Raw genomic sequence first — 14,947 nt, 5'->3', positions numbered from 1 at the left:
TCGGGTTCCTCATTGCCAGCTGGTGATCTCGGCGTTTTCCCCGTCGCCACCGGGCTGGCCGTCCTTGCCCATCGACAGCAGGTCGTATTCGCCGCCGCTCTCCCCAGGCTGCTTGTAGATGTACGGCCGTCCCCAAGGGTCCTGGGGCACGGCCTTTTGCAGGTAGGGGCCAGACCAGCGTGCCTCGCCGCTGGGGGCCGCCACCAGCGCCTGCAGGCCCTGCTCGCTGCTGGGATAGTGGCCGACCTCCAGGCGGTAGAGGTCCAGGGCCTTGCCCAGCCCTTCGATCTGCGCCCGCGCCACCTTGGCCTCGGAACGGCCCAGTTGGGCGAAGTACTTGGGCGCGACGATGCCGGCCAACAGGCCGAGCACCACCAGCACCACCAACAGTTCGAGCAGGGTGAAGCCGCGTTGGCCAAGGTTGTTGCGCTGCATGGTGAGTCCTCCGGTGCGTGGGCAGGCTTGCGCAACAGGCCCCATGCAACAGCCGTGCACGTCTGCCTCGGGCCCTTGCCGCAGGCGCGATGGCAGGCGGCACGCTGCTTGCGTCACAGCCTCAGAGCCCGGCTTCGCGGGGCATTTCCCCCAACATTGGGGCACACGGCGTGGAGGCGACCGACATGCGTGGACTGATCCTGGGAGTGGCCGGGCTGGTGATGGGGCTGGGGGCGCTGGGTGCCCAGGCCGATGTGTACATCTCCCGTGACGGCAAGGGCGGCTTCGTGCTGTCCAACGTGCATCGGCCAGGACGGCACTATGATCGGGTGATCAGCGAGGCCGGCATCGCCGGCGGGCCGGTCAATGCGCAACTGGTCACCGGGCGGCCCTACGCCGATGTGGTGGCTGCCGCCGCGTTGGCCAGCGATGTGCCGCAGGCGCTGTTGCATGCGTTGATCAAGGCCGAGTCCGGCTACAACCCCAAGGCTCGCTCGGCCAAGGGCGCGGCGGGGCTGATGCAGCTGATGCCGGACACGGCCAAGGAGATGGGCGTCAAGGATGTGCTCGACCCCGAGGCCAACGTGCGCGGTGGGGCGCGTTACCTCAAGCGCATGCTGAAACTGTTCGACAATGACATCACCTTGGCCGTGGCGGCCTACAACGCCGGGCCAGATGCGGTGTTGAGCCGCGGACGGGTGGTGCCGCCGTTTGCCGAGACCCAGCGCTATGTGCCCAATGTGTTGCGCGAGTATCGCCTGCTGCGGGGGTTGGCTGAGGATTCGCCGTTGTGAGAGGCAGGTTTGGCGTGAGGGTGGCGACGGCTATGAGCGGCCAACACCCCTGCACCCCCAACTCTGGGCTATAACCTGTAGACGTGCCCAGCCGCGGAGCCCGCCCATGGACCTCGCCCCCCGCCCCGACACACCCGCGCCCGACGCCAGCACCGGGCGCAAGCCGTTCAACCTGCTGCGCTGGTACGCCTGGGTCAGCCTGGCGATCATCGTTTCGGTGGCGGTGGGGCTGGGCCTGATCTCCAGCCGCTTCATCATCAACGAAAGCGTCGAGCGCGACGCGTTGCTCACCGCCCAGTTCATCACCTCCATCGCCGATGCCGAGGTGCGCCATGTGTCGATCCCCAACGTGCGCACCATGGGCGAACTGCTCGACCCGCGCACCGACCACGGCATGCCGGATGTCGATCCCGAGGCCCGGCGCAAGGCCCGGGGCGAGTTCCTCGACCATATCGCCCACCTGCCGGACATGCTCCTGGCCAATATCTATGCCCCCGACCGTACGGTGATCTGGTCGAGCAACCCGGCCTTGATCGGCCGCCTGATCGAATCGGACGACGACCTGGACCAGGCCTTCGAGTACAAGATGCGGGTCTCGGCCAGCTACCACGACTTCGAGCAGGCGCGCAGCGAGCAGAAATTCGTCACCCCGCCCGAACAGCTGTTCATCGAGAACTACATCCCGCTGTTCGACGCCGATGGCGAGAACGTCACCGCCATGGTCGAGATCTACAAGGAACCCCACGACCTGATCGTGCGTATCGAGCATGGCCTGCTGCTGATCTGGCTGGCCATCGCGGTGGGGGCGGGCGTGGTCTATGTCGGGCTGTACGGCATCATGCGCCGGGCCGCGCGGCTGATGGCGGTGCAGCAGAAACGCCTGATCGGCAATGAAACCTTTGTCGCCCTGGGCGAGGTGTCGTCGGCGGTGGCCCACAGCCTGCGCAACCCGCTGGCCAGCATCCGCTCCAGCGCCGAATTGGCCCAGGCCTTCGACGAGGGGCCGGCGCAGAAGAACATCACTGACATCATCAGCCAGGTCGATCGCATGTCGCAGTGGGTGCGCGAGCTGTTGCAATCGCTGCGCCCGCTCAATGACGAGGCACAACCGGTGGATGTCGCCCAGGCGCTGGATGACAGCCTGCAGGCCTTCGCCACGGCGCTGGCGCGAGGGGGAATCCGCTTGAGCGTGGCCGAGGTGCCGCGGGTCCAGGTGCTGGGGCAGCCGGTGCTGCTGGGGCAGATTTTCAGCAGCCTGATCGCCAATGCCCTGGAGTCGATGGAGGCGGGCGGCGAGCTGCGCGTGGAGGTGGTGCGGCATGACCGGCGTGGTTTGACCCTGCGCCTCTCGGACACTGGCAAGGGCATGAGCGAGCAGCAACAGCGCCTGGCCTTCCGGCCATTCTTCACCACCAAGCAGGGCGGCCTGGGGGTTGGGTTGGTATTGGTCAAGCGGATCATGGAGCGCTTTGGTGGGTCGGTGAGGTTGAGTAGCCGCGCTGGGTTGGGAACGCGGGTCTCGCTCCATTTTCGGGTGATTAAAAGTTGATTTTCTAAATTAATAATCTTCTGTAACTATCTGTTTTTATTGTATTTATTGCTTTTGGTGCCATTTCCCCAAATATGGGGATTTTTTCAAGAAATAGCTTTGATAAAAGTTCGTAAATATCTGTTTTATAAGTAAATTATGCTTATGGTAAAGCGATGGCCGGTTTTTTGCTTCATCTCACCAGGGCCGACAGTTTGCGACTTGTGTCATGACTGGCGGCCGTTACCGGGCTACCACGGGTAGCGACAGCGTGCTGGTGGCCCCACTGGCGCAAAGGCGGGAACGACGCGATGCAGACGCTCGACAACCAAGCCACCGACAAAACGGCTGCAGCCACCACCGGGCTGGCCGCGCCGCTGCATGAGTTCAACCTGCTGCGCTGGTTCTCGCTGGTCAGCCTGCTGATCATCACGGCAGTGGCCGGCGGCCTGGGTTATGTGTCGACGCGCTTCGTGGTACGCGACAGTGTCGAGCGCGATGCCATGCTCACCGCGCAGTTCATCCAGGCCATGGCCCAGGCCGAGGTGCGTCACTCGCAGTTGCCGCCGGGGGTGACCATGGGCGAGCTGCTCGACCCGCGCCTGGACCAGCAGCACCTGCAGTTCACCCCACAGCTGGCCGAAGCCACCCGGGTGGAGTTCCTCGACCATGTCGAGCACTTGCCCGACACCCTGCTGGCCAATGTCTACGCCCGTGACCACACCGTGGTGTGGTCGACCAACCCGCACTTGATCGGCCAGCGCATCGAGGAGGACGACGACCTCGAGCACGCCTTCCACTCGCGCAAGTCGGTGTCGGCCAGTTACCACAAGGCCGACGAGGACCGCGAGGAACAGAAGTTCCAGCGCGAGCCGCGGCACCTGTTCATCGAGAACTACATCCCGCTGTTCGACAGCCAGGGCGAGCAGGTGCTGAGCATGGTCGAGATCTACAAGGAGCCGCAGGACCTGGTACGGCGCATCCACCGCGGCTACGTAGTGATCTGGGCCTCGACCCTGGCGGGCGGGGCGTTGATCTACTTCGGCCTGTTCTGGATCGTGCGCCGCGCCGCCAGCCTGCTGCATCACCAGCAGGACCGGCTGGTGGCCAGCGAAACCTACGTGGCCCTGGGGGAGATGTCCTCGGCGGTGGCCCACAGCCTGCGCAACCCACTGGCCAATATTCGCTCCAGCGCCGAACTGGCCCAGGAAATCGCCAGCCCCGCGGCGCAGAAGAACATCGGCGACATCATTACCCAGGTCGACCGCATGTCGCGCTGGGTCCGCGACCTGCTGGTGTCGCTGCGCCCGACCAGCGACGAGCCCGAGGCGGTGGACCTGGTGGCCGCCCTTGAAGATGCCCGGCAAACGTTCGCCCTGCAGATCGAGCGCAACCAGGTGCGTTTCAGCTTCGACGGCCCGGTCGCGCAATGGGTGGCCAGCCAGCCGCTGCAACTGACGCAGATCCTCAACAGCCTGTTCGCCAACGCCCTGGAGGCCATGCCCCAGGGCGGCGAGTTGCGCGCCGAGGTGCGCCAGCTGGAGGGCCAGCAGGCCCAGCTGCAGCTCAGCGACACCGGCAAAGGGATGAACGAGCAGCAGCGGCGCATGGTGTTCAAGCCATTTTTCACCACCAAGCAGGGCGGCCTCGGTGTTGGCCTGGCCCTGGTCAAACGGATCATGGAACGCTTTGGCGGTGCGGTCGAACTGACCAGCCGCGAAGAGGAAGGAACCCGCGTCAGCCTGACTTTCAATATCGCAGCGGGAGGGGACCATGGAACACAGCATCCTGGTGGTCGAGGATGATGAAATCCTTGCCGACAACATTCGCACCTACCTGAGCCTCAAGGGTTTCGAGGTCACGGTGTGCCACAGCGCGGAGCTGGCGCTGGAGCAGGTCAAGCGCGCCCAGCCCGACGCCGTGCTGACCGACAACTCGTTGCCGGGCATGAGCGGCCACGACCTGCTGTGTGCCCTGGTGGCCCAGGCGCCGGCACTGAAGGTGATCATGATGACCGGCTACGGCAACGTCGAGGACGCCGTGCTGGCCATGAAGGAGGGTGCCTTCCACTACCTGACCAAGCCGGTGGTGCTGGCCGAGCTCAAGCTGATGCTGGACAAGGCCCTGGCCGCCGAGCGCATGGAGCGCACGCTGTCGTTCTACCAGGAGCGCGAGGCGCAGAAGTCGGGGTTGCAGGCCTTGATTGGCGAGTCGCCGGTGATGCTCGACCTCAAGCACACCCTGCGCCAGTTGCTCGATGCCGAGCGGCGCATGGCCAGCGACGACCTGCCGCCGGTGCTGGTGGAGGGCGAGACGGGCACCGGCAAGGAGCTGGTGGCCCGTGCCCTGCATTTTGACGGCAGCCGCGCCAAGGGGCCGTTCATCGAGTTCAACTGCGCGTCGATCCCGGCCAACCTGCTGGAGGCCGAGCTGTTCGGGCATGAGAAGGGCGCCTTCACCGACGCCAAGGAGCGAAGGGTGGGGTTGGTCGAGGCGGCCGATGGCGGCACGCTGTTCCTCGACGAGATCGGCGAGATGGACCTGGTGCTGCAAGCCAAGCTGCTCAAGCTCCTGGAAGATCGCAGCATCCGTCGCATCGGCGCGGTGAAGGAGCGCAAGGTGGACTTGAGGGTGATCAGCGCTACCAACTGCAACCTCGAGCAGATGGTGCAGCAGGGCAAGTTCCGCCGCGACCTGTTCTTTCGCCTGCGCATCATCGCCCTGAAGGTGCCGCGCCTGTATGCCCGGGGGCAGGACATCTTGCGCCTGGCCCGACACTTCCTGGCCCACCACGGGCGGCGCTATGGCAAGCCGAACCTGCGGTTTTCCGCCGAGGCCGAGGCGCTGATGCTTGGCTACAGTTGGCCGGGCAACGTGCGCGAGCTGCGCAACATGCTCGAACAGACCGTGTTGCTGGCCCCCAGCGAGGTGATTGGCGCGCACCAGTTGAACCTGTGCATGACCCTGGTCGATGAGCCCCTGGCTGCGCCCGCGCCGATGGCGGTGTACGAGGCGCACCGCCACGAACCGGAGGCGACCGGCAGTTTGCCGGACATGGAGCGCGACATGGTCTGTCGCACGCTCGACCGCACCGACTGGAACGTCACCAAGTCGGCGCGCTTGCTGGGGCTGTCACGGGACATGCTGCGCTACAAGATCGAGAAGCTCGGCCTGAGCCGGCCAGACAAGCGCCAATGGTGACCTGGGTGCAATCCCTGTAGGAGCGGCCTTGTGTCGCGATGGGGCGCACAGCGCCCCCACATTCTCAGCGTCGCCGCGAAGGAGGTCGAGGCCGCTTTGCGCCCCATCGCGACACAAGGCCGCTCCTACAGGGAAATAGGGCCTGGGGGCCTCAAGGCTTGCCCGTACCCCCCGACCCATCCCCACCACGCCCCATCCCCTCCGAACCGCTGCCGCCCATCCCGGGCAGGTCGCGATCATCGTTCTGCTCAGCCGGTGGGCTGTCTGGGTCGTTACCCTTGATCCGCGGGTCGGTATCGCGCGGCATGGGCTTCTCGACGGGGTTCAGGGTGCTGTCGACACCCGGCTTGGGTGCCGGGTTGTGCGGGTCATCAGGGTAGGTGGCGCCGGTTCCGGCGGCCAACGCCAGTGGCGAGGCGAGCAGGGCGGCGAGCAACAGCGCAGCTTTCATGGGGCAGGCTCCTTTGCGAGGAAAGAAAACGGCCCTGCCTGCGCAGGGCCGCTGTCTCACTTGGGCCTTGAGTCCATCAGCCGGGTGCCATCACGGCGACCGACGGTCACACCACCATCGACAACAACATGATGAAGATGATGCCGACCACCGAGAGGATGGTCTCCATCATGCTCCAGGTCTTGAAGGTTTCGGCGACGGTCATGTTGAAGTACTGCTTGACCAGCCAGAACCCGGCGTCGTTGACGTGGGACAGGATCAGCGAACCGGCCCCGGTGGCCAGTACCAGCAGCTCGCGGTTGACCCCCGGCACCAGGTCGATCACCGGGGCGACGATGCCGGCGCCGGTGATGGTGGCCACGGTCGCGGAACCGGTGGCGATGCGGATCACCGCCGCCACCAGCCAGGCCAGCAGGATCGGCGAGATCTCGGCCTGGACCGCCATCTGGCCGATCACGTTGCCGACCCCGGTGTCCACCAGCATCTGCTTGAAGCCGCCACCGGCACCGACGATCAGCACGATGGCGGCAGTGGGCGCCAGGCTCTGGTCGAGCATCTTCATGATCTGCTGGCGGTTGAAGCCACGCGCCGAACCGAAGGTGTAGAACGCCAGCAGCAGGGCGGCGAGCAGGGCGGTGATCGGGTGGCCGATCAGGTCCATCCACTGGCGCACGATGTGCTCGGCCGGCAGCACCACGTCGGCGAAGGTCTTGAGCAGCATCAGCGCCACCGGCAGCAGCACGGTGATCAGGGTCACGCTGAAGCTTGGCAGGTTGTGCTGGTCCGACTCGCGGGCAATCTGGTCCATCAGCTCCTGGGACGGGTTACCCGGGATGTAGCGGGAGATGAAGTTACCGAACAGGGGGCCGGCAATCACCGCGGTAGGCAATGCCACCAGCAGGCCATAGAAGATGGTCTTGCCGATGTCGGCGTGGAAGATGCCGATTGCCAGCAGCGGGCCCGGGTGCGGCGGCACCAGGCCGTGGACCACGGAAAGGCCGGCCAGCAGCGGAATGCCGATCTTCACCAGCGACACGCCGGAGCGGCGGGCGACGATGAACACCAGCGGGATCAGCAGCACGAAGCCGATTTCGAAGAACAGCGGGATGCCCACCAGGAAGGCGGCGAACATCATCGCCCAGTGCACCTTCTGCTTGCCGAAGGCGCGGATCAGCGTTTGCGCAATCTGGTCGGCGCCGCCGGAGTCGGCCATCAGCTTGCCGAGCATGGTGCCCAGGGCCAGGACGATGCCGACGAAGCCCAGTACCCCGCCGAAGCCGTCCTGGAACGACTTCATCACCTTGGCCACCGGCATGCCGGAGGTCAGGCCGAGAAAGCCCGCGGCCAGGGTCAGGGCGACGAAGGGGTGGACCTTGAAATGGGTGATCAGCAGGATCAGCCCGACGATGGTGACCAGCGCGTCGAGCAACAGGAACGTATCAGTAGCTAGTCCGAACATGGATCGTTAGCCTCGGTCTTGTCGTTGTTGTTTTGGTGGAGCGTGTTTCTTGGTCGTTGCTTGCCGCAAGGTACAGAGACAGCGCTATCTTGGGTGAGCTGGAACTACCGCCGGGTCAGGCGGTGCGCGCCACGGGCCGCTCACCGCCGGGCTTTAGCCAGGTGTGCACGGCTTCGGCCAGGGTTTCGATCGGGGCGGTGGCATCCAGCGCCAGGGTCAGGGGTTCGCCATGGGGCGGTTCCAGGGCGGCAAACTGGCTGTCGATCAGGCTGGCCGGCATGAAGTGGCCGGGGCGCGCACGCACGCGTTGCTCGGCTTGCAGCGGGGTCAGCTCGAGGAACACGAAGCCCAGCGCCGGCACCGCCTCACGCAAGGTCTCGCGGTAGCGGCGCTTGAGCGCCGAGCAGGTCAGGATCGGGCGTTCACCCGCGCTGATCGCGTTCTGCAGCTCTTCACCCAGGCGCACCAGCCAACCGGCGCGGTCGTCGTCGTCCAGGGGAATGCCGGCGCTCATCTTGGCGATGTTCGCGGCGGGGTGAAAGGCATCGCCTTCGATCAGGCGGCCGCCGCTGCGCGCGGCAATGGCCGCGCCGATGCAGCTCTTGCCGCATCCAGCCACGCCCATGACCACAATCGCGGACAGGGAAGGGTTCATCTGTACCTCCTGCTGGGTGAGATAGCGCTGTCTTGGCCGTCGCGGGCCAAACCGGTAAGCGCCACCCTCCCGGGTGTTATTGATCTTGTCTTTGGCAGTATGGACGTATAAGGCATGACTGCTACCCGGATTGCATTGCCTGCATCCAGAGACAGCGCTACCTTAGTGACCGTTCCTTCTTCCTGCAAGTGGAAAAACTCCAACTCCCATGTCCCGTATCGGCTCACGCACCACTGGTCGTCCCACCCTGGCAGAAGTCGCCAGGCTTTCCGGGGTTTCCCCCATCACCGCCTCCCGCGCCCTGCGCGGGGTCAGCACGGTCGCCCCGGAGCTGGTGGAAAAGGTCAAGGCCGCGGCGGCCAGCCTGGGCTACGTCGCCAACCCGGCGGCGCGAGCCCTGGCCTCGGCGCGCAGCCAGTCGGTGGTGGTATTGATCCCTTCGTTGTCCAACCAGCTGTTCATCGACACCCTCGAGGCGATCCATGAAGTGATGCGGCCCCGCGGGCTGGAGGTGCTGATCGGCAACTATCACTACGACAGCGCCGAGGAAGAGAACCTGATCCGCAACTACCTGGCCTACCAGCCATGCGGCATGTTGCTGACCGGTTTCGAGCGCAGCGAGGCCTCGCGGCAGATGCTCGCCGCCAGCCAAGTGCCCTGCGTGCACATGATGGAGCTGGGTGGCGAGGCGGGCGCCTTGTCGGTCGGGTTTTCCCAGTACGAAGCCGGGCGCGCGGCGGCGCGGCACCTGATCGAGCGTGGGCGGCGGCGCCTGGGCTTCATTGCCGCGCAACTGGACCCACGGGTGATGCAACGGGCCGAGGGGTTCCGCCAGGCCTTGGCGCAAGCCGGCTTGCAGGCGCCAGAGCTGGAAATGCTCGACCCGCAGCCGTCGTCGATTGGCCTGGGGGGCGAGTTGTTCAGCCGCCTGCTGGTCCGCGCGCCGGATGTCGATGGTATTTTCTTCTGCAACGACGACCTGGCCCAAGGCGCGATCTTGCAGGCCTTGCGCCAGGGCGTCGAGGTGCCTCGGCAGGTGGCGATGGTCGGTTTCAACGACTTGCCGGGTTCGGCGCACATGGTGCCGCGGCTTACCTCGATCCGCACGCCGCGGGCGGCGGTGGGGCGCGGCGCGGCGCAGGCCTTGCTGGGTATGCTCGATGGCAAGCGCGGTGCGGGTGGGCAGCAGGATCTGGGCTTCGAGCTGATGGTGCGGGAGAGCTCCTGAGCTGGCGGGGTTACGGTGCGTAGGCACCGGCTACCGAGTTGCCTGGTTCGCCAGCAAGGCTGGCTCCTACAGGTATTGCAGGCCGCAACCGCCGTAGGAGCCGGCCTTGCCGGCGAACACCGGCGTAGCCGGTGCCATCCATCGCGTCGCCTGGTTCGCCAGCAAGCTGGCTCCTACAGGTATTGCAGTCGCAATCGGCGTAGGAGCCGGCTTGCCGGCGAACACCGGCGTAGCCGGTGCCAGCCACCGCGTCGCTTGGTTCGCCAGCAAGGCTGGCTCCTACAGGTATTGCAGGCCGCAACCGCCGTAGGAGCCGGCCTTGCCGGCGAACACCGGCGTAGCCGGTGCCAGCCACCGCGTCGCCTGGTTCGCCAGCAAGGCTGGCTCCTACAGGTATTGCAGTCGCAATCGGCGTAGGAGCCGGCCTTGCCGGCGAACACCGGCGTCGCCGGTGCCATCCACCGCGTCGCCTGGCTCGCCAGCAACGGTGGCAGATCGTCGGTAAAAACCACCAGACAAACGGCCGCGAATAGCTAGTTCAAAAGTGATATCAGTTCGCTTGCACCGCGAAAACGCCGATCTATGCTCAGGTTCATCCCAGAGCAGAAGGAGCCCCGGCTCATGTTCGAATACCATCGCAAGTCCGATCTGGTCGAGATCCAGCGTTGCCGCCAGGCCCTGGCGGGCATGGAGGCCAAGCTGGCGGCGATCAGCCGTTCCATGGCGATGATCGAGTTCGCGCCAGACGGCACGATCCTCGAGGCGAACGAGCACTTCTGCAGCACCATGGGCTACAGCGCCGAGGAGATTCGCGGCAAGCACCACCGCATCTTCTGTGACCCGGCCTATGCCAAGAGCGCCGAGTACCAGCAACTGTGGCGCGAACTGGGGCAGGGCAAGGCCATCAGCGGCACCTTCGAACGCCTCGACAAGGCCGGTCGCGAGGTCTGGCTGGAAGCCAGCTACATGCCGGTGATCGATGAGCGACAACAGGTCTCCAGTGTCATAAAGGTGGCCTCGGACATCACCCGCCATGTCAATGAGGAGCACGAGAGCGAAAGCTTGCTCAAGGCCATCGGCCGTTCCATGGCGGTGATCGAGTTCACCCCGGCCGGGCGGGTGATCAAGGCCAACCAGAACTTCCTCGACACCATGGGCTATCGCCTGGAGGAAGTGGTGGGCCGGCACCACGGGCTGTTTTGCCTGCCCCACGAGCGTGAGTCGGCGCAGTACCGCGACTTCTGGGCCTCGCTCAACCGCGGCGAGTACCATTCGCACCGCTTCGAGCGTATCAACAAACAGGGCCAGACCGTCTACCTGGAGGCCTCGTACAACCCGATCTTCGACAACAAGGGCCGCTTGTACAAAGTGGTGAAGTTCGCCAGCGACATCACCAACCAGGTCAGCACCCAGCAGACCGCCGCCGATGCCGCCCATGCCAGTTCGGTGCAGACCGACGCCTGCGCGCGCAAGGGCACCCAGGTGGTGCAGCAGACCGTCGAGGTGATCGAGCAGATTTCCGCCGAGCTCAACCAGGCCGCGCGCAGCATCGACGCCGTAAGCAAACAGTCCGAGGCGATCGGCCAGATCGTCCTGACCATCCGTGGCATCGCCGACCAGACCAACCTGCTGGCGCTCAATGCGGCGATCGAGGCGGCGCGGGCCGGCGAATACGGCCGCGGCTTCGCGGTGGTGGCCGACGAAGTGCGCAACTTGGCGGCGCGTACCAGCAAGGCCACCCTGGAGATCGTCGAGGTGGTGCGGCAGAACCACGACCTGTCGCTGACGGCGGTGGCCAGCATGCAGTCGAGCCTGACCCGTACCGGGCTTGGGGTGGAACTGGCCAACGAGGCGGGCACGGTGATCATGGAAATCCAGCAGGGTTCGCGGCACGTGGTGGATGCGATCAGCCAGATCAGTTCGACCCTGCAATTGCACTGAGGTTTTCCCGCAGCTCGCATTCGAGGCTGTGCAGGCTGGCGTGCAGCCGTTCGAGCAACGAAGCGAGCGGCTGGCGGTGGGCGATGGCCTGCTCCAGGGCTTCGCAATCCTGCACCACGGTCCTGACCTTGAGCATCTTGGCCCCACCCTTGATCCGGTGCACCACCGGGCCAAGCGCCTCGCTGGCCGGTGAGCTGCCCAGCGCCCGCAGGGCCTGCAGGTCCTCGGCATTGCTGGCGGCCAACTGCTCCAGCAGGCGCATGATCAACTGCTCGTCATCCTGGGTCAGGTGGCGCAGCTGTTCGAGATCGAAACCACTGGCACGTGCCGTCGGGCAGGCGTTTGGGGCGATGCTGTGCAGGTGGGCCAGGCAGCCTTTCAGGGCCTGCAGGCCGATTGGCTTGAACAGGCAGTCGTCCATGCCGCTGTCCAGGCAACGCTGGCGTTCTTCAGCCTGGGCGTTGGCGGTGACGCCGATGATGCGACAGGCCGGGCGCGCGCGTTGTTGTTCCGCGGCGCGGATGCGCCGGGCCAGTTCATGGCCGTCCATCACCGGCATGCTGCAGTCGCTGAGCACCACATCGAAGTGCCCGGCCTGCCACAGCGCCAGGGCCGCCTCGCCCTGGTCGGCGAGCACTACGTGGTGCCCGAGTGAGCGCAACTGTTTCTCGAGCAGCAGCAGGTTGGCTGGATAATCGTCGACCACCAGCACCTGCAAAGGCCCGCCGGCGATCTCCCGGCCGATACTGCTCACCGGCTCCCGACTGGGTGGGGGGCAGACCTGCAAGGTGAGCAGGATATCGACCTGGGTCCCGAGGCCCTCGAGACTTTGCAGGCTCAACTGGCCGCCCATCAACTCGCACAGCTCGCGGCTGATCACCAGGCCCAGCCCGGCACCTTGGCGGCCCTGGCTGCCGTCGGCCTGGGCGAATGCGTTGAACAGGCGCGCCTGATCAGCGGCGCTGATGCCCATGCCGCTGTCACGAACCTGCAGGGTGATGCGCCGCCGTTGGGCGTCCAGCGCCTGGGCGGTGAGGGTCACGTCGACCTGTCCGCGGTCGGTGAACTTGATGGCATTGCTGATCAGGTTCGACAGCACCTGCTTGAGGCGCAAGGCGTCGACCCGCACCCAGCAGGGTGGCGCGGGCAGTGCGCCGCGCAGCTCGATACCCTTGGCCCGCGCATTGCCCTCGAACACCCGCAAGGTCGCCTGAACCAGCTCGATCAACTCGACCGGCTGGGGCTGCAGGGTCATATGACCGGACTCGATGCGCGAGATATCGAGCACATCGCCGATCAGGTCGAGCAGGCCGAGCGCCGAGTCGTGGGCGGTTTTCAGCGCGTGGCTGTCGCTGCGCCCGTGGCGGCTGTCCTCCAGGGCCAGCTCGAGCAAGCCGATGACCGCGTTCATCGGCGTGCGGATTTCATGGCTCATGACCGCCAGGAAGGTGCTTTTCGCCTGGCTGGCCCGTTCGGCATCGTCCTTGGCCTGGCGCAATTGCTCGAGCAAGCTGCGGCTGAGCGCCAACTGCTCCTGCAAGGCGCGCTGGGCTTCGGTGCGCTGGTGAATCAGCTTGCGCAGGTAGGTATTCCAGAACACCACGCCGGCCAGCAGCACGGCGGCCAGCACCAGCACCTGCAAGGCCAGGGTACGGTAGTTGCGCCAGGGGCTGTCGCTGACCACGGCATTGGTACGCCAGCGGTTGACCAGTTGCTCCAGTTCGTCCGGCGGGATGCTCAGCAGCGCCTTGTCGAGGATCGCCTGCAACTGCGGCAGCGCCGGGCTGACGGCGAATGCCGCCAGGGCCGGCTCGTCACCTTGCAGGCCGGCGATCCTGAGGCGGCCCTTGAACACCTGGTTGATGAAGTAGGCGGCGTTGATGTGCGAACTGATCGCCACGTCGGCCTCGCCGTTGGCCACGGCCTCCATCAGTTGCAAGGGGTTCTCCACCTCGATCGGCTGGATGCCGATGGCCTGGCGCTCCAGGCCCTCGCGCAACGGTGAGCCGCGCAACAGCGCCACGCGCAGGCCACTCAGCGGCTGGTCGCCAATCAGCGGCGGAGCATTGTGCCGGGTAACCAGTACCCGTGGGCTGATCATGTAGGGGCGGGTGTAGCGCAGGCGCAGGGCGCGGTGCACGCCATAGCCGATGGCGCCGATCATGTCGACCTGGCCCTGGGCGGTCTGCTCGACCATGTCCTGGAATGACTCGGACTCGACGATCTGGAAGCGCAGGCCGGTGCGCAGGCTGATGCGCTCCAGCAGGTCCAGGGCGATGCCACGGGGGTTTTGCTGGGCATCGGTAAAGCTCAGCGGCGCCAGGGTGGTATTGATCATGACCTTGACCTGGCGGTGTTGCTCGATCCAGTCGCGCTCTTCCAGAGTCAGGGCAGCCAGGCGGCGATCGAGCAGGACACTGGTGCTGCCGCTGGTCCAGCGGCGCAGGATGTTCAGCCGCTCGCTGTCGGCGATCCTGGCCAAGGCCAGGTTCACCAGTTTCAGCAGGCGCGGGTTGTCGCGGGCCAGGGCAAAGGCAAAGGTGCCGGCCGGCGCCTTGACGAAGTGGTCGACCTTGACCATCCCCTGGTAACCCTTGGCGATCACGTAGTCGGTACTGATGGCATCGCCCAGGTAGGCGTCGGCCTGGCCCAGGGCCACCGCCGCGATACCGGCCAGGGTCGAGCGGTACAGGCGCAGTTGGGCCTGGGGGAACAGCTGTTGCACGGTCTGCATCGGCAGATAGTGGTCGACCATGGCCAGGTGCAGCCCGGCCAGGTCGTCGTCTTCGCGCAGCGTGCGGGAATGGCGCGAGGCGACGACTGGCAGGTCGTCGGCATAGGAGTGGGTGAGGGCCAGCTCGGCATCGTTGGCCTCGAAGGCGTTGGAGGTGCCCAGCAAGTCGACTTCGCCGGCGCGCAGCGCGGCCAGGGCCAGGGCGCGGCTGGCATAGCGGCGCACCCGCACCGGCACGCCGAGCTGTTCGCCGATCAGCCCGGCGTAGTCGGCGCTCAAGCCTTCGTAGTCGGCCTGGCTGGTGTTGATGTCGAACGGTGGGTAGTCCGGACGCGAGCTTCCCAGCACCAGCTCTTTACGCTGCGCCAGCCAGCGTCGGTCAGTGTCGTCGAGTTGCAACGGGGGCGCGGCGCTCAAGGCCCGCGCCAGCAGGTGGCGGCTTTCGCCCTGCACGGCGGCAGGGGCGGATAACGGCCATGAGAGGGCCAGTAACAGGCACAGCAGCGTGCGCCCGATCATGG

General features: G+C 65.9%; 11 protein-coding genes and 1 pseudogene. 7 read left to right on the top strand and 5 right to left on the bottom strand.

What is annotated here, in order from left to right:
• Positions 1-9 precede the first annotated feature (9 nt).
• On the bottom strand, positions 10-435 hold the full coding sequence (gene gspG / locus KSS95_RS16835; RefSeq protein WP_217848200.1) for a type II secretion system major pseudopilin GspG: 426 nt from the start codon (positions 433-435) through the stop codon (positions 10-12).
• Positions 436-620: 185 nt separating this feature from the next.
• Between gspG and KSS95_RS16830 the strand changes: the two genes are divergently transcribed.
• The 4 genes from KSS95_RS16830 to KSS95_RS16815 all read left to right on the top strand — a co-directional run bounded on the left by KSS95_RS16830 (position 621) and on the right by KSS95_RS16815 (position 5,958).
• Positions 621-1,229: a lytic transglycosylase domain-containing protein gene (locus tag KSS95_RS16830; RefSeq protein WP_217848199.1), complete on the top strand. Its 609-nt coding sequence runs from the start codon at positions 621-623 to the stop codon at positions 1,227-1,229.
• A gap of 106 nt (positions 1,230-1,335) precedes the next feature.
• Positions 1,336-2,778: a sensor histidine kinase gene (locus KSS95_RS16825; protein ID WP_217848198.1), complete on the top strand. Its 1,443-nt coding sequence runs from the start codon at positions 1,336-1,338 to the stop codon at positions 2,776-2,778.
• Between the two features lie 290 nt (positions 2,779-3,068).
• Positions 3,069-4,562, top strand: coding sequence for a sensor histidine kinase (locus KSS95_RS16820; protein WP_217848197.1), 1,494 nt, complete (start codon positions 3,069-3,071; stop codon positions 4,560-4,562).
• The gene (locus tag KSS95_RS16815) at positions 4,531-5,958 is read left to right on the top strand and encodes a sigma-54-dependent transcriptional regulator (RefSeq protein WP_217848196.1); all 1,428 of its coding nucleotides are present in this window, start codon (positions 4,531-4,533) and stop codon (positions 5,956-5,958) included. The genes KSS95_RS16820 and KSS95_RS16815 overlap by 32 nt, the downstream gene beginning before the upstream one ends.
• A gap of 151 nt (positions 5,959-6,109) precedes the next feature.
• On the opposite strand, the gene KSS95_RS16810 is transcribed toward KSS95_RS16815, so the two are convergent.
• From KSS95_RS16810 to KSS95_RS16800, 3 genes are all read right to left on the bottom strand, one after another.
• Positions 6,110-6,409 (bottom strand): hypothetical protein, encoded by a 300-nt coding sequence (locus KSS95_RS16810; RefSeq protein WP_217848195.1) that lies wholly within the window; start codon positions 6,407-6,409, stop codon positions 6,110-6,112.
• Positions 6,410-6,515: 106 nt separating this feature from the next.
• Positions 6,516-7,868 carry a GntP family permease gene (locus KSS95_RS16805; protein WP_217848194.1) on the bottom strand — a complete coding sequence of 451 codons (1,353 nt, stop codon included), beginning with the start codon at positions 7,866-7,868 and terminating at the stop codon, positions 6,516-6,518.
• Between the two features lie 115 nt (positions 7,869-7,983).
• Positions 7,984-8,523: a gluconokinase gene (locus KSS95_RS16800; protein WP_217848193.1), complete on the bottom strand. Its 540-nt coding sequence runs from the start codon at positions 8,521-8,523 to the stop codon at positions 7,984-7,986.
• Between the two features lie 208 nt (positions 8,524-8,731).
• Between KSS95_RS16800 and gntR the strand changes: the two genes are divergently transcribed.
• The 3 genes and pseudogenes from gntR to KSS95_RS24860 all read left to right on the top strand — a co-directional run bounded on the left by gntR (position 8,732) and on the right by KSS95_RS24860 (position 11,692).
• Positions 8,732-9,751 carry an HTH-type transcriptional regulator GntR gene (gntR, locus tag KSS95_RS16795; RefSeq protein WP_217848192.1) on the top strand — a complete coding sequence of 340 codons (1,020 nt, stop codon included), beginning with the start codon at positions 8,732-8,734 and terminating at the stop codon, positions 9,749-9,751.
• Positions 9,752-10,333: 582 nt separating this feature from the next.
• A pseudogene (locus tag KSS95_RS24865) lies at positions 10,334-11,155 on the top strand (PAS domain-containing protein); the annotation flags it as partial.
• Positions 11,156-11,197: 42 nt separating this feature from the next.
• Positions 11,198-11,692 (top strand): methyl-accepting chemotaxis protein, encoded by a 495-nt coding sequence (locus tag KSS95_RS24860; RefSeq protein ID WP_437179619.1) that lies wholly within the window; start codon positions 11,198-11,200, stop codon positions 11,690-11,692.
• On the opposite strand, the gene KSS95_RS16785 is transcribed toward KSS95_RS24860, so the two are convergent.
• Positions 11,667-14,945: a transporter substrate-binding domain-containing protein gene (locus tag KSS95_RS16785; RefSeq protein WP_217848190.1), complete on the bottom strand. Its 3,279-nt coding sequence runs from the start codon at positions 14,943-14,945 to the stop codon at positions 11,667-11,669. The two genes, KSS95_RS24860 and KSS95_RS16785, sit on opposite strands and share 26 nt — an antisense overlap.
• Between the last annotated feature and the right edge of the window lie 2 nt (positions 14,946-14,947).

This window comes from Pseudomonas muyukensis, from assembly GCF_019139535.1.
GTDB lineage: Bacteria > Pseudomonadota > Gammaproteobacteria > Pseudomonadales > Pseudomonadaceae > Aquipseudomonas > Aquipseudomonas muyukensis.
The sequence above is the reverse complement of the archived record's forward strand: the minus strand, read 5'-3'. Positions and strand labels throughout refer to the sequence as shown.

Excerpts from the sequence above, each read along its gene's own strand:
- KSS95_RS16815 (WP_217848196.1), top strand. The coding sequence starts at position 4,531 with ATGGAACACAGCATCCTGGTGGTCGAGGATGATGAAATCCTTGCCGAC.
- KSS95_RS16805 (WP_217848194.1), bottom strand. The coding sequence starts at position 7,868 with ATGTTCGGACTAGCTACTGATACGTTCCTGTTGCTCGACGCGCTGGTC.
- gspG (WP_217848200.1), bottom strand. The coding sequence starts at position 435 with ATGCAGCGCAACAACCTTGGCCAACGCGGCTTCACCCTGCTCGAACTG.
- gntR (WP_217848192.1), top strand. The coding sequence starts at position 8,732 with ATGTCCCGTATCGGCTCACGCACCACTGGTCGTCCCACCCTGGCAGAA.
- KSS95_RS16810 (WP_217848195.1), bottom strand. The coding sequence starts at position 6,409 with ATGAAAGCTGCGCTGTTGCTCGCCGCCCTGCTCGCCTCGCCACTGGCG.
- KSS95_RS16785 (WP_217848190.1), bottom strand. The coding sequence starts at position 14,945 with ATGATCGGGCGCACGCTGCTGTGCCTGTTACTGGCCCTCTCATGGCCG.
- KSS95_RS16830 (WP_217848199.1), top strand. The coding sequence starts at position 621 with ATGCGTGGACTGATCCTGGGAGTGGCCGGGCTGGTGATGGGGCTGGGG.
- KSS95_RS16800 (WP_217848193.1), bottom strand. The coding sequence starts at position 8,523 with ATGAACCCTTCCCTGTCCGCGATTGTGGTCATGGGCGTGGCTGGATGC.
- KSS95_RS16825 (WP_217848198.1), top strand. The coding sequence starts at position 1,336 with ATGGACCTCGCCCCCCGCCCCGACACACCCGCGCCCGACGCCAGCACC.
- KSS95_RS16820 (WP_217848197.1), top strand. The coding sequence starts at position 3,069 with ATGCAGACGCTCGACAACCAAGCCACCGACAAAACGGCTGCAGCCACC.